We start from the raw sequence: 26133 nt of genomic DNA on the forward strand, positions 1-26133 counted from the left end.
GTGGGAGGATGAGCGTTACGCGTTAACGGCGGCCTCTGGCGTCCAGTCTTTCAAAAACGCTTCCAGTGCGGCATCGGCCTTGCCGACCTTGACCTCCAGACGCACGTAAAGATTACCCGCATCCTTGCCGCCATGGGCCTGCACACCCTTGCCACGCAGGCGCAGCACGGTGCCGGTATCGGACCCGGCGGGTACGTTCATCTTAACCGTGCCTGTTGGGGTTGGCACCATAATGGGGCCACCCAGCACGGCGGTTTTGATGTCCACGGGCAGGGTTGCGCGCAGGTCGGAACCTTCACGCGTGAAGGTCGCATCGGGCAGCACGGTTACGGTAATCAGCGCATCCCCTGCGGGACCACCCTGCACACCGGGCATGCCCTTACCGCGCAGGCGCAGGACCTTGCCATCCTCCATACCCGGCGGAATACGCACGTCCAGCGTGGCGCCATCGGGCAGGTTCACACGGGACGTGGCGCCATTAACCGCATCCAGAAAGCTGACATTGAGTGCGAAGGAGCGATCCGCCCCTTTGCGCGGTCCGGCCCGGCGCGCACGCGCACCACCGCCAAACATGCCGCCGAACAGGTCGTTAAGGTCTTCTTCCTGAAAGCCACCCATGCCGGGGCCACCGGGGCGGAACCCGCCCGCGCCGCCAAAACCACCGCCAAAGCCGCCGCCACCAAAACCGCCACCACCGCCAAAACCGGGGTGGCGTTCCTGCCCGGAGGCATCAATCTCGCCCCGGTCAAAACGCGCGCGCTTGTCCGCATCGGACAAAAGGTCATTGGCCTGATTGAGCGCCTTAAATTCCTCTTCGGCCTTTTTGTCGCCGGGGTTCAGGTCGGGGTGATATTTTTTGGCCAGCTTGCGGTAAGCCTTGCGGATGTCATCCTGACTGGCTGTTTTGGCAATGCCCAATACTGAATACGGATCGCGATCACTCATGCAGCCGTCCCTTCCCCCATCCTGTTACCGTTACCGGGCCGCACCGTGCGCGGCCCACAACCAGCCACCGCCCTAAAAAGTGCGTTCAGGCGGGGTTTGCAAAAATCCTCCGCCAAGACTGTGCTCATTATACTGCTGTCTCCATACCACGGGCGCGCCCACCTGATGCGTGTTGGCTGCGCGCTCCGGTTTTTCAACTGTTATCTCTAATAATGGGAACGCGACCCCAAGCGGTCAATGGAGTGTGAACGAAAGCCACGTGTGCGCCATGCGGATAAACTGCGCCACAAAAATGGAATCCGGGGCATGGCCTCTGTCCGGCTGGCGCTTTATTCTTTATAAAGTCGGGACCATAAGAGCGCTACGCCAGACAGCAACAGGCTGTTGGTCGCTCATAACGGATTGATTGGAGACCCCCGCATGGCTGACAAACCGCGCTTTTTTGATGATCTTGCAGGTGTTGCCGGAGGTGCCGTATCCGCACTGACCGGCGTACGTGAGGAAATGAACGCCATTGTCCGCAGCCGTGTGGACGAAGTGCTGACCAGCCTGCAGGTTGTCCGCCGCGAAGAATTTGAAGTCATGCGTGAACTGGCAGCACAGGCGCGTATTGGTCAGGAAGAGGCCGAACGCCGCATGGCCGCACTGGAAGCCCGGGTAGAAGCACTGGAACAACACCTGACCGGTGGCCACCAGCACGGCGCGCACTAAAACCCGCGCGCCAGCGACCGTCCCGTTTTTGTTTTTGACCGCAGGCACGGGAGTCATGCCATGCCAGCCCTGACAACCGGCTCCACCACCCCACCCACCAACCCGCTGGACCTGATGGAACAGGTCATGGCCGGGCATGGGTGGACCTTTGACCGCTGCACCCCGACCGAAATGGCGGCCGAAGCCCCGGCCAGATGGTGCGACTACGGATTGTTCTTTTCGTGGTCGGCCGAGCTGGGCACCATTTTGTTCACCTGCGCCTTTGACCTGCGCGTAAGCCCGGACATGCGTCTGGCCCTGTACGAGCTGATCGGCCTTGCCAACGAACAGGTCTGGGTTGGCCATTTTAGCGTGGATACGGAGGATGGGGTGCTGCTGTTCCGCCACGCCCTGCTCCTGCGCGGCACGGAAACCGCGACCGACATTTTTGAAGACATGATCGACATCGCCCTGACCGAGTGCGAGCGTTTTTACCCCGCCCTGCGCTTTTTCCTGACTGGCGGGCTGAGTGCGGCGGATGCGCTGGCCTCGGCCATGCTGGACTGCCACGGAGAGGCATGACCATGACCGAGCATTTCCCCCTTCCCTCCATTCTGCTTGTCGGGTGCGGCAAAATGGGTGGCGCCATGCTTGAAGGCTGGCTTGGCGCCGGTTTGGCGCCCTCCGTTATTATTGACCGCCACATGGCGGACCTGCCCGCCCCCCACCGTATTGTGCGGACCATACAGGACGTTCCGGCCGATTTTGCGCCTGACGTTGTTATTGTTGCGGTCAAACCGCAAAAGGCCGACCCGGTTCTGGCAGAACTGGCCCAGCGCTTTGGGCAGGCAACGCTGCTGTCTGTCATGGCCGGGCGCACCATTGCCAGCCTGCACGCAACCTGTGTGCAGGCCAATGCACAGGCCAACCCGGTTATTATCCGCTCCATGCCCAACACGCCGTGCGCGCTGGGTGCTGGCATGAGCGGGCTGTACGCCCCCGCCAACGCCACTGCCGAACAAAAAGCCCATTGCGATGCGCTGCTCAAAGCCGTGGGGGAAACCGTGTGGGTGGAGGAGGAAGGACTGATCGACTCCGTTGCCGCCATTTCCGGCAGTGGCCCGGCCTATGTGTTTTTAATGGCCGAACTGCTGGAAAAAGCCGGGGTCGAACAAGGCCTGCCAGCCGAGGTCGCCCGCAAGCTGGCCCGTGGCACCCTGTATGGCGCGGGCTGCATGCTGCACACCCTGCCAACCGATGCGGCAGAACTGCGCCGCAACGTGACCAGCCCCGGCGGCACCACAGCCGAAGCGCTCAAAATTATGATGGCCCCGCAGGCGTGGCCCGCCACAACCTCCGCAGCCATTGCCGCCGCCGTGCACCGCGCCCGCGAACTGGCCAGCTAATTTCTTTTTCCTCATTCTCTCAGGTGCCGTGCGCGCCCTGCTCCTTACCGCTCATGCGACAGGTCTTTGATATGGATAATGACGACTTTGACACAGCCCTTGTCTCGGCTGCCCTAACACTGGCTCAGGACCGGGGCTGGGGTTCCGTTACCGTGCTGGCGGCAGCCCGTGAGGCAGGGCTGCCCCTGCCCGAGGCCCGGAGGCGTTTTCCACTCAAGGCCAGTATTCTGCTCCGCCTTGGCCGTCTGGCCGATGATGTGGCTTTGGCGGACGACATGATCTGTGGTGCGGTGCGCGAACGCCTGTTTGACCTGCTTATGCGCAGGCTGGACGTGTTCCAGCAGTATCGGGGCGGGCTACAGTCGGTTTTTCGCAGCCTGCCCATGGACCCGGCCCTGACGCTGCTGCTTGGTGGCGCTACGGTGGAAAGCATGCGCTGGATGGCCGATGCCGCGGGTGTGAACGCCAACGGCGTGTTCGGTTTTGTCCGCGTGAACATGCTGGTCGCTGTATGGACCCATACCCTGCGCGTGTGGGAAAAGGACGAAAGCCCGGATATGGGCAGCACCATGGCCGCTCTTGATCAGGCATTGGACAAGGCGGGCCGGTTTGGCCTGTTCCCCACCGGGGCAGACGAAAACGCCACTCAGGACGGTCTGGCCGATCTGGATGACGTGGCGGATATGGACGTAAGCTTTGCCAACACCACAATATCGGCACAAGAGCACTAATTTAGCAACAAGCGGCCTTTACGACCGAACCCTGTTTAGCTTAAAAGGGGCGCAGGCAGTTCAGGCCATTGGGGCGTAGCCAAGCGGTAAGGCAGCGGATTTTGATTCCGCCATGCGGAGGTTCGAATCCTCCCGCCCCAGCCAGAACCTGTTTTTTCCCATTCCATTATGGTGCGCCCATCCTTCCCAACGCAGAAGCTGGATGGAAACCCTATGCTTTGCCTAAGCTGTGCCGTGGGGCGTGAAAATGTGAGAGCGCAGCCTTAATCATGTTGCGGTCTGTCACTGGTCTTTGTTGTTTGTCATCGTGTTTTCAACAAGGTGGCGTTTTATAGAGGCGTCCCCTATCCTTCTTCGGCGGAAGACAGGCGGTTCTCTTCCCTGTTGCACGAGAGCGGCCGCCTCCACGGCTTTCGATGCGGCCGTCTGTTTCCCGCTCAGGCGGTCCCAGAGAATAAAACGCGTGCATAGGGCCTTGTAAGACCCCTCTCCTTTCGGCGCATTTTCCCGCTCAATCCCGTTCCATGTTACGTACATACTCTCCGGCGCTCTGCCACGCGAGGGACACCCTGCACCAATAAAAATTGCAGCCAGATCAACTCCATCTGGTGTGCTCAAAGCAAAACTGTGCCCGCTCACAGGCCACCACCACAAGTGAACCTGTGCACCACAACACACTCTTTAACTGCGCCAAGAAAGAGGCCCTGAGCCTGATTGACATGCTGTAGGCCCGATGTGCCGCAGGTTTTCAAAAATTGATTGATACGCTATAATCTTGCTAATCTAGATCCTTTGCACTGCCAAATGGCTTTTAATATTTTCCGCTTTCGGAATAACATCTGCGCATGCCACACTGCACTTACAATAAAGAGAACACAAATGATCAGCAATCAGTTTATTCTTGAAGAGAACAAGCTCCACTCGCTAGAAAATTCTCCAATAAGTGACAATGTTCCGTGCTGCCCAGAAACATATTCCCAAGATGGTGAAGATATTATTATCTCATCACTGCTGAGAGCACAGTTGCTTCGCGAAAAGCGTTCCATGAGCGATGTATTTTATATTGAAATAGGCGCAAACCACCCAATATACGCAAGCAACACCTATCTTTTATATAAAAAATATGCAGCCCACGGTCTTTTAATTGAAGCTGATCCCAATCTTATTGCTGATCTAAAAAGAGTGCGCCCGCGCGATACAGTCGTCCAATGTGCAATTTCCAACCTGCATGCTCCAGAGCTTGTCTTCCATGTTGCACAGGCATCCGAACTCTCTTCCCTCAATCCCGATCATATTCATAGCTTTGGAAACTTCTTTGGCCATGGTGGCATTTCTCAAAATGTGCGCGTTCCCAATATCCATATCAATACTCTTCTTGAAAATGTAAATAACGTTGACTTCCTTTCCATTGACTGTGAAGGGCTTGACTACGATATTATTAGCAGCATTGATTTTGAACGTTTCAAACCTTTTATTATACAGTGCGAACCCAGTGAGCATTTTATGAAAGGGAATACACAAAAACTGATCAGTTTTATGGAAAGCCATTCGTATAAGCTTCAGGCCCGGACAGATATTAATCTGATATTCACACGCCTCTCTCTTTGAATAAAAAACTCCAGACCCGTATTCTACATTATTAATGAGAAGGATATCTTCGTACCGTGTCCGAATATAAGACTGAAGCTCCAGACAAGACCCCGGATGGTCGTCCCTGTATTCGTACGTTTGATATCTTTGATACCCTGATTGCCAGACGCTGCGTTCAGGCCGTTGATATTTTTTGCCAGATTGAAGCAAAATCTGGCATTAAAGATTTTGCGTCCATTCGGCGTCAGGCCGAACAGAACGTTATGCATGCTCCACATGACCTTAACACCATCTATACCGAGATCGCGCGCCTTATGGGGACCACCCCGCGCGCTCTGGATCCTGTCAAGCGCATGGAAATTGACATTGAGCATGACAATATTATTCCAATTTTAGAAAACATCGCTCAGGTCCGGCATGGAGATCTCCTGCTTTCGGATATGTATCTGAACAAAGAGCAGATTTTGAGCCTGCTGGATAAAGCTGGTTATCAGCGCAAGACAGGCCTTATTGTCAGCAATAGCGGAAAGAAGGATGGTTATATCTGGCCAGAAATCTCAAGCAAAATAAAGATTGAACAACACCTGGGCGATAACTCTCATTCTGACATTGAGATGCCCAGAAGATTTAATATTCCCGCTGTTCATACAAAAATTTCCGAACCCTCCCCAATTGAAGACATCTTTATCAAGATCGGTGCGCCCCAACTTGGTCAACTCTGCCGCGAATTACGGCTGAGAACGTGGAACGCCAATCAGGATTTGCGTACAGTTCAGCTGATTCAGGCTAATTTGAATTTTCCGCTTTTCCTGCTGGCAAGCATTGCGCTAGCCAGAGCGGCTGAAAAACTCAACAAGCGGTCCATTCTTTTTTCCAGTCGCGATTGCGAAATGTGGCTTCCTCTGTTTACGGAAATAAGCAGGCGGCTTGGGCTAACTTTTGATAGCATTTATTTTTACACCAGTCGTTTGACAAAAATAAATCCGTCACACGATTATCTGGAGTATGGGCGGCACCTTATTACACAGGATGCTCTTGTTGTTGATATTTGTGGAACAGGCTGGTCTATTTCTCATTTTCTAAAGAAATTAGACCTGCACAATGTTCCCGTTCTTATGCTGCACAAATTGCCTGCCGCAGCGGCGTATGAAGCAACGGCGGAAACAGCACAGTCATGCACATTTTATTCCATTGTTAATCAGGATCGTACGGATTTTTCAAATACGCTTCTTGAGATGTGCAATTATTCAGACCACACAATGGTCACTGATGTCATTCTATCAAAAGAGAATGTTATCCCTGTTCTGTCAAAGGAAACACGCTCTGCGCATGAGCTTGACTGCATCAACTGCCAGAAAGATGTCTTTAATCTCGGCATATCTTTGCTAAAAGATCATTATAACATATGCGATATTTTATCACTGGATATGAACTCCATTGTACAATTATGCGAGTTTCTCTACTCTGAACTGTCCAAGCAGAAGGTATTAAGAAATATATATGGCAAAAGTCATACTTCTGAAGAAAATGAAATCCGCAAGATGATTTTAACAGCATAATGTTTATTACGTATCATAACGAGGCTACACAGGCATGACGAATACAGACATATCCTACAGCGTGATTACAGGCTGGTACGCCAATCATAAAACGCGGGATTACAAAGTATATGGGAACGAATTTGTTCGGTCTGTTGAATGCTTTGATTTATGGTATTATTGTATTAACAAATTCACAAACCCAGAAAAAATTTTCATTATTGATGCAAACTCGCCAATACAGCCAAAATTCCCGAAAAATGACTGTATCAATGTTATCCGTATGCTGCGTAACCATCAACATGCCGCTCAGTCTCATACCCATCTCAGCGGTTGGTCTCGCACTTTATTATGTGGGTTGATGTGTGGCCTGGCGAACGGCAGCGCTTACACTGTGCTTATTGAGCAAGGCTCCCTTTTCTGCGGTCATGATATTATTGAAAGAGAAATAGAGGCTTATCCCGATGCGGATATTATAGTGCCAACAGGAACAGGCACACCTCAACCGATCCAGACCGGAATTATGATATTCCGAAACGAGATTGTTACACAATTTATCAATAACTATTTCAATATTCTTGCACATGACAGCATCGTCACACCTGAAAAAAAATGCACCCTCGCTGCAAAGGATATGAAAATCGCTTTTTCTTCCTTACCTTTTGGGCGGCGGCGTCCCATAGATTTCAATTACCAGCATATGTTTATTCGGCATGCCAATTTGGAAGAAATCCAGCATTTCATCCAAAAAATCAATTATGGCGCAGATAGTCTCCAAACCTATATGGCGCGTTGCAAAGCGGAGTTATCGCATTCCTGACCCGTATTCTCCATTAGTCCGCCTGACCGTTATGGCAAGCTGGGTAGCAACATAGCAAAGCGCTTCCAGCTTACCGTAACAGGTTGCACTGCCACCCAACGGCTTCAACCTGACAAAAACGGGTATGTCGTGTTTCAGCTTTTAGCATTTGGAAAAGCAGAGAGTCCTTCAAAGGATACCCCCTACGCTCCCCCGGACTGCCCAATGGCCTAACCTGCCCCTTAATTTTTACGGACACCCGCGATATACGAGGGAGTGCAAAGCACTCATTCGATCACACTCAAGGCTGTAATTTTTGCCAATACGGTGTTTTGATTGGTGTTCGGGGGTGTCCTGCGCCTTCATGCCCACACCGACAGCCCTTTCCCTTTTGTTTTTGGATCCAACGCACCTCCCGCCATGACCGATACCCCTGCCGCTCCCCCCTCCCTCCTGCGCCATCCCGGTCTGGTGGCCGTTATCGGGGCGCGGGCCCTGTCCTCCTTTGCCGGGCAGGTGCAGGCCGTGGCCGTTGGCTGGCAGGTTTATGCACTCACCCATAGTGCGGCAGCTCTGGGGTTTGTGGGGTTGGCCCAGTTTTTACCCATGATGGCGTTTATTTTCCCCGCGGGGCACGCGGCAGACCAGCACGACCGCAAACGCATTGTTATGACCAGCCAGAGCATTGCGCTGCTGGCTGCCGCATTCATGGCCTATGCCTCTTTTACGCACCAGTTGAGTGCGGCGATGATTTATGGGCTGGTGGCCATATTTGGCACCTGCAAGGCGTTTGAAATGCCCGCCCAGCAGACTTTTCTGCCCTCTATTGTGCCCCCCGCCCTGTTCCCCCGCGCAACGGCGCTCTCGTCCTCCCTTTTTCAGGTTGCAAGTATTGCTGGCCCCTCCCTTGGTGGACTTTTGTACGGTCTGGGAGCTGGGGTCTGCTATTCGCTTTGCGCGCTCAGCTTTGGCATAGCCGCGCTGGCCACGTGGTCCATGGTCCTGACCAACCCGGCACGGCCCCGGCAGCGGCCAACTCTGGCGGCAGTTTTTGGCGGCATTGCCTTTTTGCGCCGCAAACCCACCATGCTGGGGGCAATCTCGCTTGACCTGTTTGCCGTCCTGCTCGGTGGGGCTACGGCCATGCTGCCCATATTTGCTACGGATATTCTGCATGCAGGCCCATGGGGGCTTGGGCTTTTGCGGGCATCCCCCGCCATTGGCGCGCTGCTGGTTGCTACCGTGCTGGCCCGCCACCCGCTGGGGCGGCATGCCGGGCGATGGATGTTTGCAGCCGTAGCGGTTTTTGGTGTTGCCACCATTTTGTTCGGCCTGTCCCACTCCATTGCCGTATCCGTGCTGATGCTGGCCATTCTGGGAGGGGCGGATGTTGTGAGCGTTATGGTGCGTGGCGCATTGGTGCAACTTGGCACACCTGATGAAATGCGCGGTCGGGTTTCCGCCGTGAACATGCTGTTCATCGGGTCTTCCAACCAGTTGGGCGAGTTTGAAAGCGGCATGCTGGCCGCGGTTATGGGGCCTGTTGCAGCCGTGGTACTGGGGGGGATTGGCACACTGGTGGTAACTGGTGTGTGGATGGGCCTGTTCCCCGGCCTGCGCAGACTGGACAGGCTGGAAGACGTTACAACCGAGACCATATAGAACCCGATAGCCACAAAAAAAGCCGCACCATGTTACTGGTGCGGCTTGATCAGGCCCCGGCTCACACCGAGTGGGGAGACCTGATTTTTTCTCAGACAGCTTTTTTCAGGTTGGGGCTGGCCTTGAAACGGACCGTTTTACCGGCCTTAACCTTGACCGGCTCACCCGTGCGGGGGTTAAGCGCCTTGCGGGCCTTTGTTTTGCGGACCGTAAACGTGCCAAAGGACGGCAGGGTAAACCCACCCTCGCGCTTAAGTTCAACGACAATGGCGTCGATAAGGTCATTCGCTGCCTGATTGGCGGCAACCCCTGTGCAGTTGATCGAATCCTGGATCACTGCTGCAATAAAGGCCTTGCTCATAGAGTTACTGGCTCCCTTTCAGACAGAATTTTGTACATGATAATTATTGAACGGATATGCCTAAAAGGCTTTACGGCTTGTAGTCACATTTTTTGAAAATTACCAACATAAAAAATATATCTTTTTCGATTCCTGCCGATGGGAACAGCAAAAACGGAATCTGTGACTTTGCAGACACACACAGGCACTCCCCAGAAGCCCAAGAGCAATGGACCAGAGCGGCCAGACACACGCGCCTTATTCGTAAAATGTTACAGACAAAGCTAATGTTATTACACAACTCTGCCCCGCTGGCATGCATGAGGATTTACATAAAAAATTCATAACTTCTATTATTTCTGTGTCGCATTAAAAAGACCGTGCCCTATACTGAACCGCCGGAGAATTCGGGCACAAATAATTGTTGAACACGCCATTGCTTTGCACACGCGCCGTCGGAACTCTCCAGAGCGTCCTTGGTCAGGCCGCCCACTTCGACAAGCTCGAAAGCCATCCGACCCGCGGTGCCCGCAAGCTAGCCGTGAAGAAGAAGCAACGATGCCTGAGCGTAGCCGAGATCAAGGAGTTGGGCAGGGCGATGCGACATGCGAGGCGCAACGACGAAAGCCCCGTGGCCTTTGCGATCGTCCGCTTCCTTGCCCTGACGGGTTTCCGTCTCTCCGAGGGGCAGGGCCTGCAACGCCCCTGGCTTAACGTCGACGCCGGTTACGTGGCCTTCCCTGACACCAAGGGGGATGCACAGGTCCGAGCGATCGGACCGTCCGCCGCAAAGCTTGCCGCCAGCCAGCCGGTGAGAGGCACGAGCCCCTACGTCTTCCCGTCCGATGTCATGCGAACAAGATAGACGGGCATGTTGACGTCCTCCCTCAGAAACTAGACTTGCCGAACGGCGGAAGGGTTGAGCATATTCCCGATTTTTTTTGATGATAAATTCTCCAAACACGACGTCACTAACAACCGGGGATGATGAATGCTCGACCGTCTGACCAGCATGAAGGTGTTTGCCAAAGCTGTGGAACTGGGCTCCTGTGCAGCGGCAGCCCAGCATCTAACCCTGTCTCCACAAATGGTGAAGAAACGACGCGCGATTCTGATACCCGCCCTGATATCCGCTCTGGCGATGCCCGCCCTCGCGAGGGATCAGACACCTCCCCCCGCAATGCTGCCGGACCCGCCACGCGGATACAGCGTGCTCACTCAGGAAACCCTTCTGACCGGCCACCCCCAGCGCAGATTCGAAATCGTGGCGCTGGGCCGCGACGACGAAGCCCCACACGGCGAAGCCTCGGCACGCCCCTTGCTGATCTTCGAGCAGCGCGGCGATCGGTTCGTGCAAATAGCCCGTAACGATCAGGTCATCTTCAAAGCGGACGAGGGCGGTCAATGCGATCCCTTTCTCGACGGCTATGACGGAATTGTTGTCACGGGCCGTTTCTTCACCGTGCAGAACGGCGTCGCCTGCGGACAGCACTGGACCGACTTCATCACCTTCCGTCTCGATGACCGGTTCGGCTTCGTCTTCGACAATGAACGCGCTGAATCCTGGTCGCTTCACGCGACACACGGCACGGCGGACGACGGAGAACTCATGCGCGACAGACCGCAATCCATCCGCCGCGACAAACCCGGACATATCACCACATTTTCGGACTGGCACCGCGAGCATTAGGGTAGGCACTCACTGATCACAGCCAGAATATGACGATTGCGGCGAGGGTAGGCAAAGTCGGGGTTTGCAACAGGACGTCAAATGAGCGGAACCGATACGACTGGGACCTGTACGCCGCGCCCGCCTAGTCGAGAATCCGGTGATCAATTGGATCTAGCACGCAAGGCGGTTGATCGATTTGTGCAAGAGAGCGAGACGGGCACGGGGCACCGATAAACCAACGTAGGACAGTTTTCTCCGCCACCTCGACGTCGACCTGCCCGCCATTCCTCACGCCAAAAACGCGCTCTGGTATCCGACAGCACACTTCCTCGTGCTGACAAAAAACGTCACATGAGACGTTGTCAGCAAAAAACGGCCCCGAAGGACTGTTCTAACCGACCCAAATTTTCTAAGGAAAATCTGGAGCGGGCGATGGGATTCGAACCCACGACCCCAACCTTGGCAAGGTTGTGCTCTACCCCTGAGCTACGCCCGCATCAGATGGGCTCCTTTTATGGGGGAGCGCGTGATCGCGCAAGAGGGAAAATGCAAAAAAGCCGCTTTTTTTTCATGCCCCTGCACGCATCTGTCATAAAGCAGCACTTTACCAGCCCTTGGCGGCCACTTTGCCCGCCTGCTAGACAGAACCATGCACCCCCGGCAAGGAAGGAAAGCCGTGACCCCGTCCTTATTCCGATCTCTGTACCATCAGGGATTTGTGCGCGTGGCGGCCTGCACGGCACCCGTCACCCTTGCTGACCCGCATGCCAATAGCGAGCAGATTGTCGCCACAGCCCAAACCTGTGCGGAGCAAGGCGTTGGCCTGTGCGTTTTTCCCGAACTGGGGCTAAGCGGTTATTCCATTGAGGACCTGCTCCAGCAAAGCACGCTATTGAACGGGGTGGACAAGGCCTTGGCGGCACTGGCACGGGCCACGGCGGACCTGCTGCCCGTGGTGGTGGTTGGCGCTCCCCTGCGCCATAGGAACAGCCTGTATAATTGTGCTGTTGTGCTGCACCGGGGGCGTATTCTGGGCGTGGTGCCCAAAAGCTACCTGCCCAATTACCGCGAATTCTACGAAAAGCGGCATTTTGCACCCGGTGCGCAAGTCCGTGGCCAGACCATACTTGCAGGTGGGCAGAGCGTGCCCTTTGGCGTGGACCTTCTGTTTACAGCCCGCGACGTACCGGGCTTTTGCCTTGGGGTGGAAATCTGCGAGGATATGTGGGTCCCAACACCCCCGTCCACCGCGCAGGCCATGGCGGGGGCTACCGTGCTGGCCAACCTTTCGGCCAGCGACATTACCGTGGGCAAGGCTCGTACCCGCACACTGCTCTGCCTCTCCCAGTCCGCACGGTGCGTGGCGGCCTACCTGTATGCCGCTGCGGGAGAAGGCGAATCCACCACGGATCTGGCATGGGATGGCCAGACCGCCATTTTTGAAAACGGCGCGTTGCTGGCCGAAAGTGAGCGCTTTCCCTCCGGTGCGCGCGCGGTGGTGGCCGATATTGACCTGACACTCATCCGCCACGAACGCGCACAGGTTGGCTCCTTTGCGGATTGCGCGGCCATAACCGGCACCCCCGACCCGCTCTGGCGCGCCATAGAATTTACACTCGCTCCCCCCACGGCCGACCTTGGGTTGCGGCGCCCGCTCTCGCGCTTTCCCTTTGTGCCCGCAGACCCCGCACGGCTGGAGCAGGACTGTTTTGAAGCCTTTACCATTCAGGTTTCGGCCCTCAAGCAACGCCTGAAAAGCTGCCGGGCGGCGGGCATGGTTATTGGCGTATCCGGTGGGCTGGACTCCACCCACGCCCTGCTGGTGGCCGTACGCACGGCAGACGAACTGGGCTGGCCCCGCACCGCCATACGGGGCTACACCATGCCCGGCTTTGGCACCACGGAGCAGACACTGGCCAGTGCAAACGCCCTGATGGCGCATTTGGGCATCACGCGCGCAACGCTGGACATCCGCCCCGCCGCAACCCTTATGCTCCAGACCATGGACCACCCCTTTGCCAGAGGTGAACCCGTGCATGACATTACGTTTGAAAATGTGCAGGCCGGTCTACGCACGGATTTTCTGTTCCGGCTGGCCAACCAGCACAACGGCATTGTTATTGGCACGGGCGACCTGTCGGAACTTGCGCTGGGGTGGTGCACCTACGGTGTGGGGGACCAAATGGCACATTACAACGTAAATGCGGGTCTGCCCAAAACCCTGATCCAGCATCTGATCCGCTGGTGCATAGCCTCGGGCCACTTCCCGGCTGATGTCTGCACCGTCCTGCGCACCGTACTGGCGACCGAAATCTCGCCCGAGCTGATCCCCGCAACCGCTGGGGCCAGCCAGAGCACGGAAGACACAATCGGGCCATACGCCTTGCATGACTTCACACTTTATTACGTTCTGCGCCACGGCTTTGGCCCTGCCCGCATAGCCTTTATGGCCGAACAGGCATGGCAGGACGCCACCCAGGGCGCATGGCCACCGGGCTTTTTGCCGCATGACCAGAAAAGCTACGGGCTGCCGATTATTCGCAAATGGCTGAAGGTCTTTATGTTCCGGTTTTTCACTACCAGCCAGTTCAAGCGCTCGGCCATGCCCAATGGCCCCAAGGTTATGGCGGGGGGGAGTCTCTCCCCCCGTGGGGACTGGCGCGCCCCAGCCGATGGCAACGCAACCCTGTGGCTGAAGGAGCTGGAAGACCATGTGCCCGAAACCTGAAACTGCCCCCCGCGCGTGGAATGGCATTGTGCCCGGTCTTGGGCTATAAGCTGGGACCATGACAACATCGCGCCACGCCACAGTTCACCGCGTTACCAGCGAAACCGATATTGCCATTGCCCTGACTCTGGACGGGACTGGCAAGGCTCGGGTTGAGACCGGTATCGGCTTTTTTGACCATATGCTGACCGCTCTGGCCAAGCATGGCCTGTTCGATCTGGACATAACGGTCAAGGGCGACCTGCATATTGATGGCCACCATACGGTGGAAGATACCGGCATTGCACTGGGGCAGGCCATGCGGCAGGCACTGGGCGACAAGCGCGGCGTACGCCGGTTCGGCTCGGCCCTTGTCCCGCTTGATGAAGCCTTGTGCGAGGCGGTGGTCGATCTTTCCGGCCGTCCGTTCCTGACGTTTGAAGCCACCTTTGACCGCGACCGCATTGGCGGGCTGGACACGGAACTGGTGGAAGAGTTTTTTCGCGCGTTCGCCATGTCCGCCATGCTGACCCTGCACCTAAACCAGCGGGCAGGCAAAAACTGCCACCATATTGCCGAAGCCGCCTTCAAGGCCCTTGCCCGCGCACTGCGCATGGCGGTAGAGCCGGACCCACGCGCCCTTGGGGCCATTCCGTCCACCAAGGGTGTGCTGTAAACGCGCTGGCAGCGCATGTGATCCAACCATGTTCGGGTCTGAACATGGGGTAGGCCAGACAGACAACCGGCCTTGCTTTTTGCCAACACATAGGCGGAAAGCAGGGTTTTCCGCAGGATCAGAACCAGGAGGGTTTTATGGCCCAGCCTCTCTCCATTGCTGTTGTTGATTACGAAGGGGGCAATCTGGCCTCCGCCGCCCGTGCCGCCATGCGCGCCGCCGAGCTTTCGGGTCTCAACGCCTCCGTTATCATTACCAACGAACCCGCCGAAGTCCGGCGCGCGGACCGCATTATTCTGCCCGGCCAAGGCGCTTTTGCAGATTGTGCACACGGGCTGGAAGCCATTGCCGGACTCAAGGACTCCATTTTGCAGGCCGTTGCAAAGGGTACGCCTTTTCTGGGTATCTGCGTTGGCATGCAGCTTATGGCCGAGCGCGGGCTGGAGCATGGGGTAACAGAAGGGTTTGGCTGGATTGCGGGCGAAATTGCCCCCATGGAAGCCCCCGGCCTGCGCCTGCCGCAGATGGGCTGGAACGAGCTGAACCTGCACAAGCCCCACCCGCTCACGCACGGGCTTGGCCCAGCCCCCCACGGCTATTTTGTGCACTCCTACGCCCTGCGCAACACAACCGATGCCGTGCTGCTCGCCAGTGCGGATTACGGCGGCAGCGTGCCTGCCATTGTCTGCCGCGCAAACGTGGCGGGCACGCAGTTCCATGTGGAAAAAAGCCAGACTGTGGGCCTCAAAATCCTTGCAAACTTTCTTGCATGGCAACCGGAAGCCACATTCTGATGTCCCGCGTGCCTCGCGTTCAACGTATTCTCTCGCTGGAGGAGGACGACCTTCAGGCCCTGTGCGAATCCGTGGATGCCGCCATTCTGGACGGTGGCGGGTTTGGCTGGTTGCAACCACAGGGGCGGCAGGTGCTCGAACGCTATTTTCGGGGTCTGCTGCTCGTGCCCGAGCGTATGCTGTTCGCCATCCGGCTGGACGGGGTTATTGTGGGTGGCGCGCAGCTTATTCGCGCCCCGCGCAATAACGAACTGCAGGCCATGTGCATCACTCTGGCCCATCTGTTTGTTGCCCCCTACGCGCGTGAGCAGGGGCTGGGGGCTGCCTTGTTGCAGGAGGTGGAAAATGCCGCGCGCAACATGGGATTCAGGGTTCTGAACGTGGATGTGCTGCAAACACAGACCGCCGCCATTGCCCTGTTTCAAAAAACCGGGTTCCACATCTGGGGCCAGCACCCGTTTTACGCACGGGTGGGGGACGAGCTCGTACCGGGGCTGTTCCTGACCAAATGTCTGGATGATACCCTGCCTATACAGTCCGCCAAGACCCATAACGAACAAGAAGCCAGTCCCACACCATGACCACACTCCCTCCCTCCCGCCCGCTTACCCTGTACCCGGCCATCGACCTTAAAAACGGGGCCTGCGTGCGCCTGCGCCGTGGAGAAATGGACGATGCAACCGTCTATTCCGACAACCCCGGCGCACAGGCCACGGCATGGCAGGCGGCAGGCTTTGAATGGCTGCATGTGGTGGACCTGAACGGCGCATTTGCCGGGGCATCCGCCAATACCGACGCCGTGCGCTCCATTCTGGCCGCAGCCCATGTGCCGGTCCAGCTTGGCGGGGGCCTGCGCGACATGGCCGCCATTGCCGCATGGCTGGAGGCGGGCATTACCCGCGTTATTCTAGGCTCGGTCGCGGTCAAAAACCCCGCATTGGTGCGCGAAGCCTGCAAGGCGTTCCCCGGCCGCATTGTGGCGGGGATTGATGCACGCTCGGGCCTTGTCGCAACCGAGGGCTGGGCCGAAGTGTCCGACATGCAGGCAACCGACCTTGCCCTGCGCATGCAGGACGCCGGTGTGAGCGCAATTATTTTTACCGAAATCAGCCGCGATGGCATGCTTGAAGGGCTGGATATCGAACAGACCGTGGCACTGGCCAACACCGTATCCATTCCCGTTATTGCCAGCGGGGGCGTTGGCTGTATGGACCACCTTGCCGCCCTGCGCACAGCAGCCAACACCACACCGGGCATAGAAGGTGTTATTGTTGGTCGCGCGCTGTATGATGGGCGCATTGACCCCAAGCAAGCCCTGCGAGTGCTGAGCGGATGCTAAAGCTACGCGTTATTCCCTGTCTGGACGTTAAAAATGGCCGGGTGGTCAAGGGGGTCAACTTTGTCTCCCTGCGTGATGCGGGCGACCCGGTTGAACAGGCCGCCGTGTACGATGCCGCCGGAGCGGATGAGCTGACTTTTCTGGACATTACCGCCAGCCACGAAAACCGGGACACCATTTTGGACGTGGTCAGCAGAACGGCGGAAAAAATTTTTCTGCCCCTGACCGTAGGTGGGGGGGTGCGCACAACGGACGACATGCGCCGCCTGCTGCTGGCTGGCGCGGACAAATGCGCCATGAACTCGGCCGCCGTCTCCCGCCCTGAACTGATCAGCGAAGCCGCGCGCAAGTTTGGCAGCCAGTGTGTTGTTGTGGCCGTGGATGCGCGCCAGAGCGCTCCGGGCAAGTGGGAAGTGTTTACCCATGGCGGCCGCACCCCCACGGGCATGGACGCCATAGACTGGTGCAAACAGGCCGCCGAACGCGGTGCGGGCGAAATCCTGCTGACCTCCATGGACCGCGATGGCACGGGCAGCGGGTTTGATCTGGACCTGCTGCGCGCGGCAACGCAGGCCGTGCGCCTACCCATTGTGGCCTCTGGCGGCGTTGGCACGCTTGACCATTTTGTAGAAGGCGCCAAGGCCGGGGCGACCGGGCTGCTGGCCGCCAGTGTTTTCCATTTTGGGCAGTTTACGGTTGCGCAGGTCAAACAGGCTTTGACCAATGCCGGACTGCCGGTCCGCCCCTCCCCCGCTCCTTTTCAGGTCAGTCAGACGTCATGATCAAAAAAGCTCCGTCCAAAGCCACTACCAAAGCCGAGACAAAAACCATCAAGGCCAAAAAAACCAAGGTGGCGGAAACTCAGGACCTGCCCACCCCGTCCGATGAGGCCGATGCCTCTGTGCTGAACCGGCTGTATGATGTTGTGCAAAGCCGCAAGAATGCAGACCCATCGGTCAGCCATTCGGCCCGCCTGCTCTCACGCGGGACATACAAGATCGCCCAGAAGTTTGGCGAGGAAGCCGTGGAGTGCCTGATCGAAGCCGTGGCTGGCCGCACCAACCTGCTGGTGGGGGAAAGTGCAGATGTGCTCTACCACCTGATTGTCATGTGGGTGAATGCAGGCATTACCCCCGACGAAGTCTGGGCCGAACTGGCCCGGCGCGAAGGCACAAGCGGCATTGCCGAAAAAGCCTCCCGCCCCAAGCCGTCCCTGACAACACCGGACGTTCCCACACCAGACACAACAAAACAGGACTGACCCCACCATGGCTGTGACCGGCAAAGGCCCATACGACCCGCAGAATATTTTTGCCAAAATCCTGCGCGGCGAAATTCCATGCAAACCTGTTTTTGAAAACGAATGGGTTCTGGCCTTTGAGGACATAGCCCCCAAAGCCCCCGTGCATGTGCTGATCATTCCCAAAAAGCCGTATGTCTCCTTCATGGATTTCAGCAAGACCGCTCCGGCGGAAGAAATTGCCGAAGTCATGCGCTCGGCCGGGCACATTGCCCACACATTGGGGCTGGAAGAAAACGGCTACCGGCTGATCACCAACGCAGGCACCAATTCGGGGCAGGAAGTCCCGCATTTTCATCTGCATCTCATGGGGGGTGGGCCACTTCCGGCGTTTCCTCAGTAACGCCGCGCAACGCTCCCTTTTGCAATAAAGGCACCCGATCATGACGCCTATGGACATGCTTCTCTCCCGCGCATCCACCGACCGGCTGCAAGCGCCTGCCCCAACGCCCGAGCAGTTGACGGATATTCTGGCCACAGCCATGCGCGCACCCGACCACGGGCGTGTCCAGCCGTGGCGCTATGTTGTGATCGAAGGGGCGGACCGCCCCGCACTGGCCGAGCGTATTGTGGCCTCCATGGCGCGCGTGGAGCCTGATGCCCCCGCTGCCAAAATTGAAAAACGCCGCTCCCGCTTTGCCACCATGCCCATGATTATTGCATTGGGCATGCGCTTGCACCCCGAGCATAAAATACCGCTCTGGGAGCAGGAAATGTGCGTGGCCGCCGGAGCCATGAACATTCTTAACGCCTTGCACGCCACGGGCTTTGGCGGTGTGTGGGTTTCTGGCGCATTGGTGGATGATGCCGCTCTGGCGGCTGATCTGGGCGTTGCCAGACTGGCGGGCTTTTTGTTTGTTGGCACACCCGAGGGTACCCCCCACACGCCCAAACGGGCAGACCCGGCCCTGTTTACCGCGCGCTGGCACGGCCAGCCTGTAACCTTTGGCGCAGACAAGGACTAACCCCCATGTCCGACATACAGCACACAGACGTTGCGGTTATTGGCGGAGGTCCCGTCGGGCTGGCCACAGCCCTGCTTATGGCGCGTGGTGGTCTTTGTGTGACCGTTATGGAGCGCGCCCCGCTTGATACATGGGCCGAACCCGGCTTTGACGGGCGCGAGATCGCCCTGACCCACCACTCCGTGCGTGTGCTGGAGCAGGCCGGAGCATGGTCCCATATTCCGCAGGCCGTTATCTGCCCGCTCAAGGAAGCACGGATTGAAACAGGCAGCTTCCGCCACCCGCTAACGTTTGATACGCGTGGCGAAGGGGTGGACGCGCTGGGCTGGCTGGTCTCCAACAACCAGATCCGCCGTGCCCTGTTTGCTGCGGCACAGCACATGCCCAACATTACCCTGCTCCCCAGCACAGCCGTGCAGACCATTCGTCAGGGGCAGGACTACGCCGCCGTTCACCATAATGGTGGGCAGGTCAACGCCAAGCTGGTTGTTGGGGCGGATGGGCGTTTTTCCCCCACACGGCAACGGGCTGGCATTGGCGCCATTGTGCATGATTTTGGCAAATCCATGATGGTCTGCCGCATGGCGCACGAATCCCCCCACCACAATGTTGCACTGCAATGGTTTGATGAAGGGCAGACAATCGCCCTGCTCCCCGTGAACGGCATGGCCTCCTCCCTTGTGCTGACCCTGCCCCCGCAGGAGATCGAAGCTCTGGCCCACATGCCGCGGGAGGCATTTAATGCCGAAATCATGCGCCGCGTGGGCAACCGCCTTGGCGCCATGCGGCTGGTCAGCACGCGCCACGTCTACCCGCTTAAAGGCGTTTATGCGCACAGGTTTACTGCCCGCAGGCTGGCTTTAGTGGGGGATGCGGCCGTGGGCATGCACCCCATTACGGCACACGGGTTTAATCTGGGCTTAAAGGGGCAGGAAACACTGGCCCGTCAGGTTCTGGCCGCTGTTGCCCAAAATGGCGATGCAGGCTCCCCCGCAGCCCTGCGCGCGTTCGAACGCCAGCACCGCAAGGCAACAGCTCTTCTGTTTGCCGGGACCAACGGCATTGCATCGCTCTACACCCACGATGGCCCTCCTTTCCGCCAGATCCGCGAAGGATGCCTGCGTATGGCGGACAGGTTCTCCCCTTTCAAAAAAGCCGTAACATCCTTGCTAATGGACCGTCAGCCTTCCGCTCCGCGCGCCTGATTGCCCCTTGCCTTGCCGGTCCTGTGTGCTGGCTGGGGCACACGGGGCTGTTGCAGTTCTCTGGCCAGCCACTGCGCCAGCACGCTAAGAATATAGTTCTGCTCCGCCTCGCTCAGGCGGCGGCCGGAGGGCAGCGCATGCCATTTGGCCAGACATGAACGGCAACACGTGCCTGTGGCATGCTGGGCCACAAAAACCGGGTGCCCCTTCCACGGTGTCTGCCGTCCATCCTTAAGCGGCACAGCCGGAGCCAGCCGCCGGGCAATAAAATCCTGCCCATGTTCGAGCACCAAAGGCAGACCTTTTTCCCGCAGATACGCCAGATCCTGCGTGTTCAGGTGGAACCGCCGCCTGAACGCCGAACGCGCAAGTTTTTCCCACAGTTCCGCGGGCACCACCACCTGTGGCGCAACAGCCTGCCGTGGAAAAAGGTCACTTTGAAAACCCGTCATACCTTACTTTATGGGGTGGCCGGGTCTGTTTTGCCAGTGTTGCCGACAGTGTGGCCGGGCTGGTCCGGGTTGTTGGTTGCATAAGCCGCGCGGAGTGCCGCCAGCACCGGAGCAGTGGGGTCACCTAACGGCATCTGGTACAACTCACCATTGCTAACAACAGACAGAAAACCCCATGCCTTGCGCCCGTCGGGAGTAAACAGCACCTCTAGCTGGTAGGCTGCGCAATCATGGGGCTTGCACGTGTGCCCCAGCAGATAGGGCTTGCCATCAATACTGGTTTTTTCAACCGGGACCGAAGTCGCCTTCAACTCCGATATCCAGGCAGGCAGAGTGCTCATGGCGTGGTAGGCTGGCGCAAACGCTGGCTGGGCGGCAAACTCTGCCGTCACAGGAAACTGTGCCGCCAGAGCAGGCGTTGCCACACTCAGAGCGGACAGCAGAAGGAGGGAAAAACGCATGGTCGCACCTCATGAACTCTGTTTGCCAGAACAACAGCGCCATAACCCGGCGGATCTGGCCGATTGCCAATCTTACCCGTGCATCTTGCTCAAACAAAGGCAGCGGGTTGTGCAACCCTAACGCCAAAAACAGGGGAGCGAAGGCATAACAAACGCGTTCCTTTGCACGGTCGGCAAAGAAAGGGCCATAGTGCCCCAACCTCCCCCTACGTGGCCTGCCCGGCACAGTTCTGCTCTGCTCCTTGGCTGCTGGTTGACAAATACAGGCTCTGCATAACAGATGCTTTTTAGAATTTTCTAGAGTACAACGCCGTCTTGAAGCACCACAGATTTGGCGCCGGAAAGGTAGATTTTATGGAAAAAGATAAAAAATGGAACATTTCCGTTGTCATACCAAGCTATAAAGTAAAAAAACATATTATAGATGTTATCCAGAGCATTGGCTCAGAAGTATCCTACATATATGTTGTTGATGATTGCTGCCCGGATGGAACGGGGGACTTTGTTCTGCAACACAATACTGATCCCCGTGTTTCTGTTATCAAACACACGGAAAATCAGGGGGTTGGTGGTGCCGTTCTAACGGGGTATCAGGCGGCAATTAGAGACAAATCTGATGTTATTGTAAAAATAGACGGCGACGGTCAAATGGACCCTGCCCTTATAAAAGAATTCATAGAACCCATTATTTCTGGGCAGGCTGATTACACCAAGGGCAATCGTTTTTTTAACCTTGATAGTTTGAAAGACATGCCAAAAATGCGTATTTTTGGTAATGCGGTTCTTTCCTTCATGACCAAAATTTCGTCTGGATATTGGTCACTGTTTGATCCAACCAATGGATATACCGCAATCCGGGCGGATGTTGCGGCCTTGCTCCCTGTTGGCAAAATAAGCAGACGGTATTTTTTCGAAAGCGATATGCTGTTCAGATTAAATACCTTGCGGGCAGCCGTTATAGATATTCCAATGGATGCAAAATATGGTGATGAAGTTAGCAATTTACACATAAAACAGATTATTTTTTACTTTATCCGTAAGAATTTTATCAATTCCTTGAAAAGAATATTCTACAATTACTACCTGCGCGATATGTCCATTGCCTCTTTTGAACTTCCTGTTGGCATTTTGCTCATTATGATCGGGCTGATCGTGGGAATACCAAATTGGATCGAAAGTTTGGAAACAGATACATATGCCTCAGCTGGAACGGTTATGTTATCTGGGCTGCCCCTTATAGTAGGGACACAGTTTTTACTATCCTTCATTGCGTATGATATAAACTCAGAGCCTAAAAGAAGTATTCGACCCAAATCTTACTCTAGTTTAACACCATAGAAATAGGACCAGATCCTATTCTATTCATGCTGGTATTTATGGTTTTTCAATCATGTTGGTCACGTTTTCAGCAAAGAAATATCATAAATACCGTATGCGTCTGATTGCCTGATCGTCATACCCGGCCCTAACGCTGCAATCACTTGGTCCAATATGCTCCTGCCGGGTCGTTATAATCTCCTGATGGATTATGATAGCCATAAAGAATTCCTTACACTATCACTCAAAAACAAAGCCTTGCGTCCTATTTCAAAACTAAGGATAGAACCGTGATCGCATTGAACTGTTCACATTTTTCAAAAAAAATAGCGAGCATTCCATTAACTGTTCTGTATGGAATTTTCATGTTGTTCGCAGGGGGAGTGGGGCTGATTATGACCCCGCCTTTTTTGGTGCCTGATGAACCTTCCCATTTCATACGGGCGTATCAGGTTGCGCAAGGCGGCATGACTGGCACTCGCATTTCTCCCACCCAAAGTGGCGCTTATCTGCCTGAAACGGTGGAAGACATTGCAAAGCCATTCACGCCTTTTTTCACGGATAAAGGCGAAAAAATTACAGGCTCAATACTGGCTCAGGCATTTGACATGCAATGGTCAACTCCACCAGTCTTTGTCAATATGCCCAATACCGTTGTCTACCCACCCACCTCTTATATAGGGGGTGCTGCTGGCATTTTTGTTGCCCAAAGACTCAACGCCAGCCCGTTTGGCACATTTTATCTGGCACGTGCGGGCAGTCTTATTCTTAACACCTGTCTGGGCATGTTAGCACTCTGGATTGCAGGAGATGCGGGAGTATTTCTTCTCATTCTCCTCGCTATGCCTGCCTGCGTAAGCTTGGAAGCCTCCTGCTCGCAAGATGGCCTTGTGCTGGGGCTTACGGCACTGGCCGTTAGCATTCTGCTTCAGTTGGCAAAAAGACCTGTATCAGATTGGAATAACTGGCTTGTTGTTGGTTTATCCCTCACTTTTGGATGTATTGCCGCAGCAAAAGTGCCGTATCTTTCTTTTATCTGCCTACCATTTTTGATCTGCCCCTTAAAAGACTGGAAAAAGCCTCTTTCCATTCTGGGGGGCGGTCTGGTTTTTTTCCTGTTGTGGACATTGATCCAAATCCAGTCATCCGTTCCCTTGTTAGGGATGCCGGGATCATCTTCTGCTGAACAGTTGCATTATCTTTTGAACGCTCCAGCCAAGGTCATAAACGTGACTTTGACCACCCTACGCCTTAAATCCGGGCACCTGTTCCGGCAGGTCATGGGCATGTTGGGTTGGGGGTATGTCAATCTGCCCAAAAAATTCTATACGTTGGGAGAAATCGCTCTTTTTCTTTCCTTCATGTGGCCGTTTTTCGGCAGGCTAAAATCTGTCCGCAACAAAGAGTTTTTAATCAGAACCAGCCTGTTGCTTGGGGTTTTTCTAATCACGACAGAAGGTATCTTTATGGTGCTTTATCTGGTCTTTAGCCCTGTTGGAGCCTCTTATGTCTTTGGTCTACAGGGCCGCTATTTTATTCCCCTGTTCATGATTCTCGCTTTGTGCCCGGCATTCCTGCCCAAAAATGCAACGAATGAGAATGCAACCTCAGCTTTAGCCAAGCCGTGTTTGATGCGCGTTTTTCTCGCCTTGTTTATGCTGTATTCTCTTTGCACACTGTACAGCACGCTTTCCGCACACTACTGGTAAGCCTGTAGGGTCCATCATGCACTCATCTCACGGCCAAAGTGAACGCCCTGTTGTGGCATGGCCGTGTAACCTTACATATTGTGTGATGTGTTCTCTCCGTTTTTCGGAGAGACAAATAATGGTTTGAGTGGCAGCCCTTGCAAAGAAATACGCTCAGATACAAGCATGACCACAGCCAGCAAAACAGAAAAGACCATCCAAATTGAATACCGAAATTCAGTACTCGGTGCGGCAATAAAAAGGGGTAATTCCACCATAACCCCACTCAAAGCCGTGATAGCAGGCAAGGGACCAAAACGGCCAGAAACAAACGAGAGACGTTGCTTCCGTAGGTATTGAAAAATTATGATAAATGCCAAAAGAAAATAGAGCCATACGCGGTAGACAGGCCAACTTGATACTTTCTGAAACAAAGGCATCATACGGTGCCTGACGACTTCTGGATTGGCAAAATCCAGTTCAAACATATTCGGTTTATCAATCCCGGCCTTATGATAAGGGTCATGAATACTATGCGTAAGGCCAAGCAAAGACCACGCCACATGCATACGATGTGCCATATAAGGACGGAAATTATGTAAGACTGTGGTGGCCCAATATTTATGGAAATCCTGCTCCTTTTCCCGCGCAACAAAAGGGGATACGTCAAAAAGTTCTACAACATTCGGGTTCCAATGCTCGCGCACCCGCCCCATAAAATTTGGGCCGGGTGTCTTGTTCAGGTAGTCGGGAAATAAATCCTTATTCTCAGCCACACTGATTGCAGACAAATCCCACACCATAGGTACGTTCAGTGCCGAAACATGCTGTGTTCCAATACTGATAATCCGAATACCCAAGATGAAAGCAAGAGCTAAGGCAAAAAAAGTTTTTACTGTTGATTGTATTCGAGCCGAGGAATACCCCGAAAAACACCAAGCCGTATAAGCCAATAACGGCAAAACACCTGTAATGCCGTTATAGCGAAAAGCCATGACAACAAATAATGATCCTGTTGCTATAAATAGCCAGATTTTTTTCTTATCTTTACAATGCGCTGCCAGACAAGCAACCGTAAGGGCCAGAAAACTCATCATTCCAACATCGGCCCAGAGATGCAATGATATGATATAAAGCGGTGGCCAAAACCCTATTATTAAAACAAGCAGTATTTGTACCCACGTCCGAATAGCAACAGCATATGCGAAAATGGCAATTCCGCCCCAGTAGACAAATTGATCAAATATCAGCAGTGTGCCCGGCGATTTTACAATCAGGCACATGCTTCTCCATAGATAGGACATTCCGGGCGGATGAAAGTCTGTAAGTGGTTCCCTGCCTAAGGCCTGTCCATACTGACTAAATGAATCATAGCTCATGAAACCCGGGAAAAAAATTACTATTGATATGATCGCCAACAAGCATGCAGATAAATAAGGATTAAAAATATTAGTTTTCATAACCCTTACAATCATGTTTGCTTTTTTTGACATAATTTTCTTTTTGCTTTGAAGATTTTATTCGGTGTTCCTACTATAGATATTTTTTAGTCGTTTCAAGGTTACGTTACAATTAAGACAATGACCTGCATTCTGATAAATCGCCCGCTCAGCATCTATCTTGCGATAGCCTCCTTGGCCCATTTAAGATGGCCAGATTTACAAAGCTTTTGAGGCTAGTTTGAAATAAAATTATTCTAATATTGATATTCTTAAATACTGAGTTTTACTTTTACACACGGATACAAAAATAAAAACCCCATGTGCTTTGTCGATACTCTATCCAACAAAAATTGACGTGCATAAATATGCCCACCATTTTGCACAATGCAATTCAGATGAAGGCTATCTTATTTT

The 26133-nt window shown here is 54.9% G+C and carries 25 protein-coding genes, 2 tRNA genes and 1 pseudogene; 22 read left to right on the forward strand and 6 right to left on the reverse strand.

From position 1 onward, the window contains the following. Positions 1–15 precede the first annotated feature (15 nt). Entirely contained in the window at positions 16–945 is a 930-nt protein-coding gene (locus AABE20_RS10615; protein ID WP_338333034.1) for a DnaJ C-terminal domain-containing protein, read from the reverse strand. Positions 946–1365: 420 nt separating this feature from the next. Here AABE20_RS10615 and AABE20_RS10620 point away from each other — a divergent pair, with 420 nt between their 5' ends. The 9 genes from AABE20_RS10620 (at position 1366) to AABE20_RS10660 (ending at position 9361) form a co-directional block, all read left to right on the forward strand. After that, the gene (locus tag AABE20_RS10620; RefSeq protein ID WP_338333035.1) at positions 1366–1656 is read left to right on the forward strand and encodes an accessory factor UbiK family protein; all 291 of its coding nucleotides are present in this window, start codon (positions 1366–1368) and stop codon (positions 1654–1656) included. A gap of 60 nt (positions 1657–1716) precedes the next feature. Beyond that, entirely contained in the window at positions 1717–2217 is a 501-nt protein-coding gene (locus AABE20_RS10625; RefSeq protein WP_338333036.1) for a type III secretion system chaperone family protein, read from the forward strand. 2 nt (positions 2218–2219) lie between these two features. Next, positions 2220–3041 (forward strand): pyrroline-5-carboxylate reductase, encoded by an 822-nt coding sequence (proC, locus tag AABE20_RS10630; RefSeq protein WP_338333037.1) that lies wholly within the window; start codon positions 2220–2222, stop codon positions 3039–3041. 71 nt (positions 3042–3112) lie between these two features. Beyond that, the gene (locus tag AABE20_RS10635; protein WP_338333038.1) at positions 3113–3772 is read left to right on the forward strand and encodes a TetR family transcriptional regulator; all 660 of its coding nucleotides are present in this window, start codon (positions 3113–3115) and stop codon (positions 3770–3772) included. A 69-nt stretch (positions 3773–3841) separates the two neighbouring features. After that, positions 3842–3916 (forward strand) — tRNA-Gln (locus AABE20_RS10640). Between the two features lie 735 nt (positions 3917–4651). Next, complete coding sequence (locus tag AABE20_RS10645) at positions 4652–5380, forward strand: FkbM family methyltransferase (RefSeq protein ID WP_338333039.1); 729 nt, start codon at positions 4652–4654, stop codon at positions 5378–5380. Between the two features lie 56 nt (positions 5381–5436). Further along, on the forward strand, positions 5437–6921 hold the full coding sequence (locus tag AABE20_RS10650) for a hypothetical protein (RefSeq protein ID WP_338333040.1): 1485 nt from the start codon (positions 5437–5439) through the stop codon (positions 6919–6921). Positions 6922–6955: 34 nt separating this feature from the next. Next, entirely contained in the window at positions 6956–7720 is a 765-nt protein-coding gene (locus AABE20_RS10655) for a hypothetical protein (RefSeq protein ID WP_338333041.1), read from the forward strand. Between the two features lie 399 nt (positions 7721–8119). Further along, complete coding sequence (locus AABE20_RS10660) at positions 8120–9361, forward strand: MFS transporter (protein WP_338333042.1); 1242 nt, start codon at positions 8120–8122, stop codon at positions 9359–9361. 91 nt (positions 9362–9452) lie between these two features. Here AABE20_RS10660 and AABE20_RS10665 read toward each other — a convergent pair whose 3' ends face one another. Beyond that, positions 9453–9722 (reverse strand): HU family DNA-binding protein, encoded by a 270-nt coding sequence (locus tag AABE20_RS10665; RefSeq protein ID WP_025826862.1) that lies wholly within the window; start codon positions 9720–9722, stop codon positions 9453–9455. A gap of 403 nt (positions 9723–10125) precedes the next feature. Between AABE20_RS10665 and AABE20_RS10670 the strand changes: the two genes are divergently transcribed. Together AABE20_RS10670 and AABE20_RS10675 are read left to right on the forward strand one after the other, a co-directional pair. Then, positions 10126–10566 (forward strand): hypothetical protein, encoded by a 441-nt coding sequence (locus AABE20_RS10670; RefSeq protein WP_338333043.1) that lies wholly within the window; start codon positions 10126–10128, stop codon positions 10564–10566. Positions 10567–10692: 126 nt separating this feature from the next. After that, on the forward strand, positions 10693–11391 hold the full coding sequence (locus AABE20_RS10675) for a hypothetical protein (RefSeq protein WP_338333044.1): 699 nt from the start codon (positions 10693–10695) through the stop codon (positions 11389–11391). Positions 11392–11794: 403 nt separating this feature from the next. Here the strand turns inward: AABE20_RS10675 and AABE20_RS10680 are convergent. Beyond that, positions 11795–11869, reverse strand: a tRNA-Gly gene (locus AABE20_RS10680). Positions 11870–12049: 180 nt separating this feature from the next. On the opposite strand from AABE20_RS10680, the gene AABE20_RS10685 reads away from it, so the two are divergent. The 9 genes and pseudogenes from AABE20_RS10685 to ubiM all read left to right on the forward strand — a co-directional run bounded on the left by AABE20_RS10685 (position 12050) and on the right by ubiM (position 20359). Beyond that, positions 12050–14101 (forward strand): NAD(+) synthase, encoded by a 2052-nt coding sequence (locus AABE20_RS10685; RefSeq protein WP_338333045.1) that lies wholly within the window; start codon positions 12050–12052, stop codon positions 14099–14101. 58 nt (positions 14102–14159) lie between these two features. Further along, positions 14160–14756, forward strand: coding sequence for an imidazoleglycerol-phosphate dehydratase HisB (gene hisB / locus AABE20_RS10690; RefSeq protein WP_165991186.1), 597 nt, complete (start codon positions 14160–14162; stop codon positions 14754–14756). Between the two features lie 137 nt (positions 14757–14893). Further along, positions 14894–15550, forward strand: a complete 657-nt coding sequence (gene hisH, locus AABE20_RS10695; RefSeq protein ID WP_338333046.1) for an imidazole glycerol phosphate synthase subunit HisH — start codon at positions 14894–14896, stop codon at positions 15548–15550. Next, positions 15550–16889: pseudogene (gene hisA / locus AABE20_RS14395) on the forward strand (1-(5-phosphoribosyl)-5-[(5-phosphoribosylamino)methylideneamino]imidazole-4-carboxamide isomerase). Before hisH ends, hisA begins: the two are co-directional and overlap by 1 nt. Continuing rightward, positions 16883–17671: an imidazole glycerol phosphate synthase subunit HisF gene (gene hisF, locus AABE20_RS10710; protein ID WP_338333049.1), complete on the forward strand. Its 789-nt coding sequence runs from the start codon at positions 16883–16885 to the stop codon at positions 17669–17671. The pseudogene hisA and the gene hisF overlap by 7 nt, the downstream one beginning before the upstream one ends. Next, positions 17668–18150 carry a phosphoribosyl-ATP diphosphatase gene (locus tag AABE20_RS10715; protein ID WP_338333050.1) on the forward strand — a complete coding sequence of 161 codons (483 nt, stop codon included), beginning with the start codon at positions 17668–17670 and terminating at the stop codon, positions 18148–18150. The genes hisF and AABE20_RS10715 overlap by 4 nt, the downstream gene beginning before the upstream one ends. 7 nt (positions 18151–18157) lie before the next feature. After that, entirely contained in the window at positions 18158–18532 is a 375-nt protein-coding gene (locus AABE20_RS10720; protein WP_338333051.1) for a histidine triad nucleotide-binding protein, read from the forward strand. Positions 18533–18572: 40 nt separating this feature from the next. Then, on the forward strand, positions 18573–19154 hold the full coding sequence (locus AABE20_RS10725) for a nitroreductase family protein (RefSeq protein ID WP_338333052.1): 582 nt from the start codon (positions 18573–18575) through the stop codon (positions 19152–19154). Positions 19155–19159: 5 nt separating this feature from the next. Continuing rightward, positions 19160–20359 carry a 5-demethoxyubiquinol-8 5-hydroxylase UbiM gene (ubiM, locus tag AABE20_RS10730; RefSeq protein WP_408740873.1) on the forward strand — a complete coding sequence of 400 codons (1200 nt, stop codon included), beginning with the start codon at positions 19160–19162 and terminating at the stop codon, positions 20357–20359. Here ubiM and AABE20_RS10735 read toward each other — a convergent pair. Then, positions 20335–20811, reverse strand: a complete 477-nt coding sequence (locus AABE20_RS10735) for a DUF4186 domain-containing protein (protein ID WP_338333053.1) — start codon at positions 20809–20811, stop codon at positions 20335–20337. The genes ubiM and AABE20_RS10735 overlap by 25 nt on opposite strands. An 8-nt stretch (positions 20812–20819) precedes the next feature. Further along, positions 20820–21272, reverse strand: coding sequence for an Ivy family c-type lysozyme inhibitor (locus tag AABE20_RS10740; RefSeq protein WP_338333054.1), 453 nt, complete (start codon positions 21270–21272; stop codon positions 20820–20822). Positions 21273–21626: 354 nt separating this feature from the next. Here AABE20_RS10740 and AABE20_RS10745 point away from each other — a divergent pair, with 354 nt between their 5' ends. Continuing rightward, positions 21627–22610 (forward strand): glycosyltransferase family 2 protein, encoded by a 984-nt coding sequence (locus AABE20_RS10745; RefSeq protein WP_338333055.1) that lies wholly within the window; start codon positions 21627–21629, stop codon positions 22608–22610. A gap of 269 nt (positions 22611–22879) precedes the next feature. After that, complete coding sequence (locus tag AABE20_RS10750) at positions 22880–24298, forward strand: DUF2142 domain-containing protein (protein ID WP_338333056.1); 1419 nt, start codon at positions 22880–22882, stop codon at positions 24296–24298. Positions 24299–24369: 71 nt separating this feature from the next. On the opposite strand, the gene AABE20_RS10755 is transcribed toward AABE20_RS10750, so the two are convergent. Then, positions 24370–25770: a hypothetical protein gene (locus AABE20_RS10755; RefSeq protein ID WP_338333057.1), complete on the reverse strand. Its 1401-nt coding sequence runs from the start codon at positions 25768–25770 to the stop codon at positions 24370–24372. Positions 25771–26133: the final 363 nt, after the last annotated feature.

The organism is Acetobacter zythi (genome assembly GCF_963921165.1).
In the GTDB taxonomy this organism is placed as follows: Bacteria; Pseudomonadota; Alphaproteobacteria; order Acetobacterales; family Acetobacteraceae; genus Acetobacter.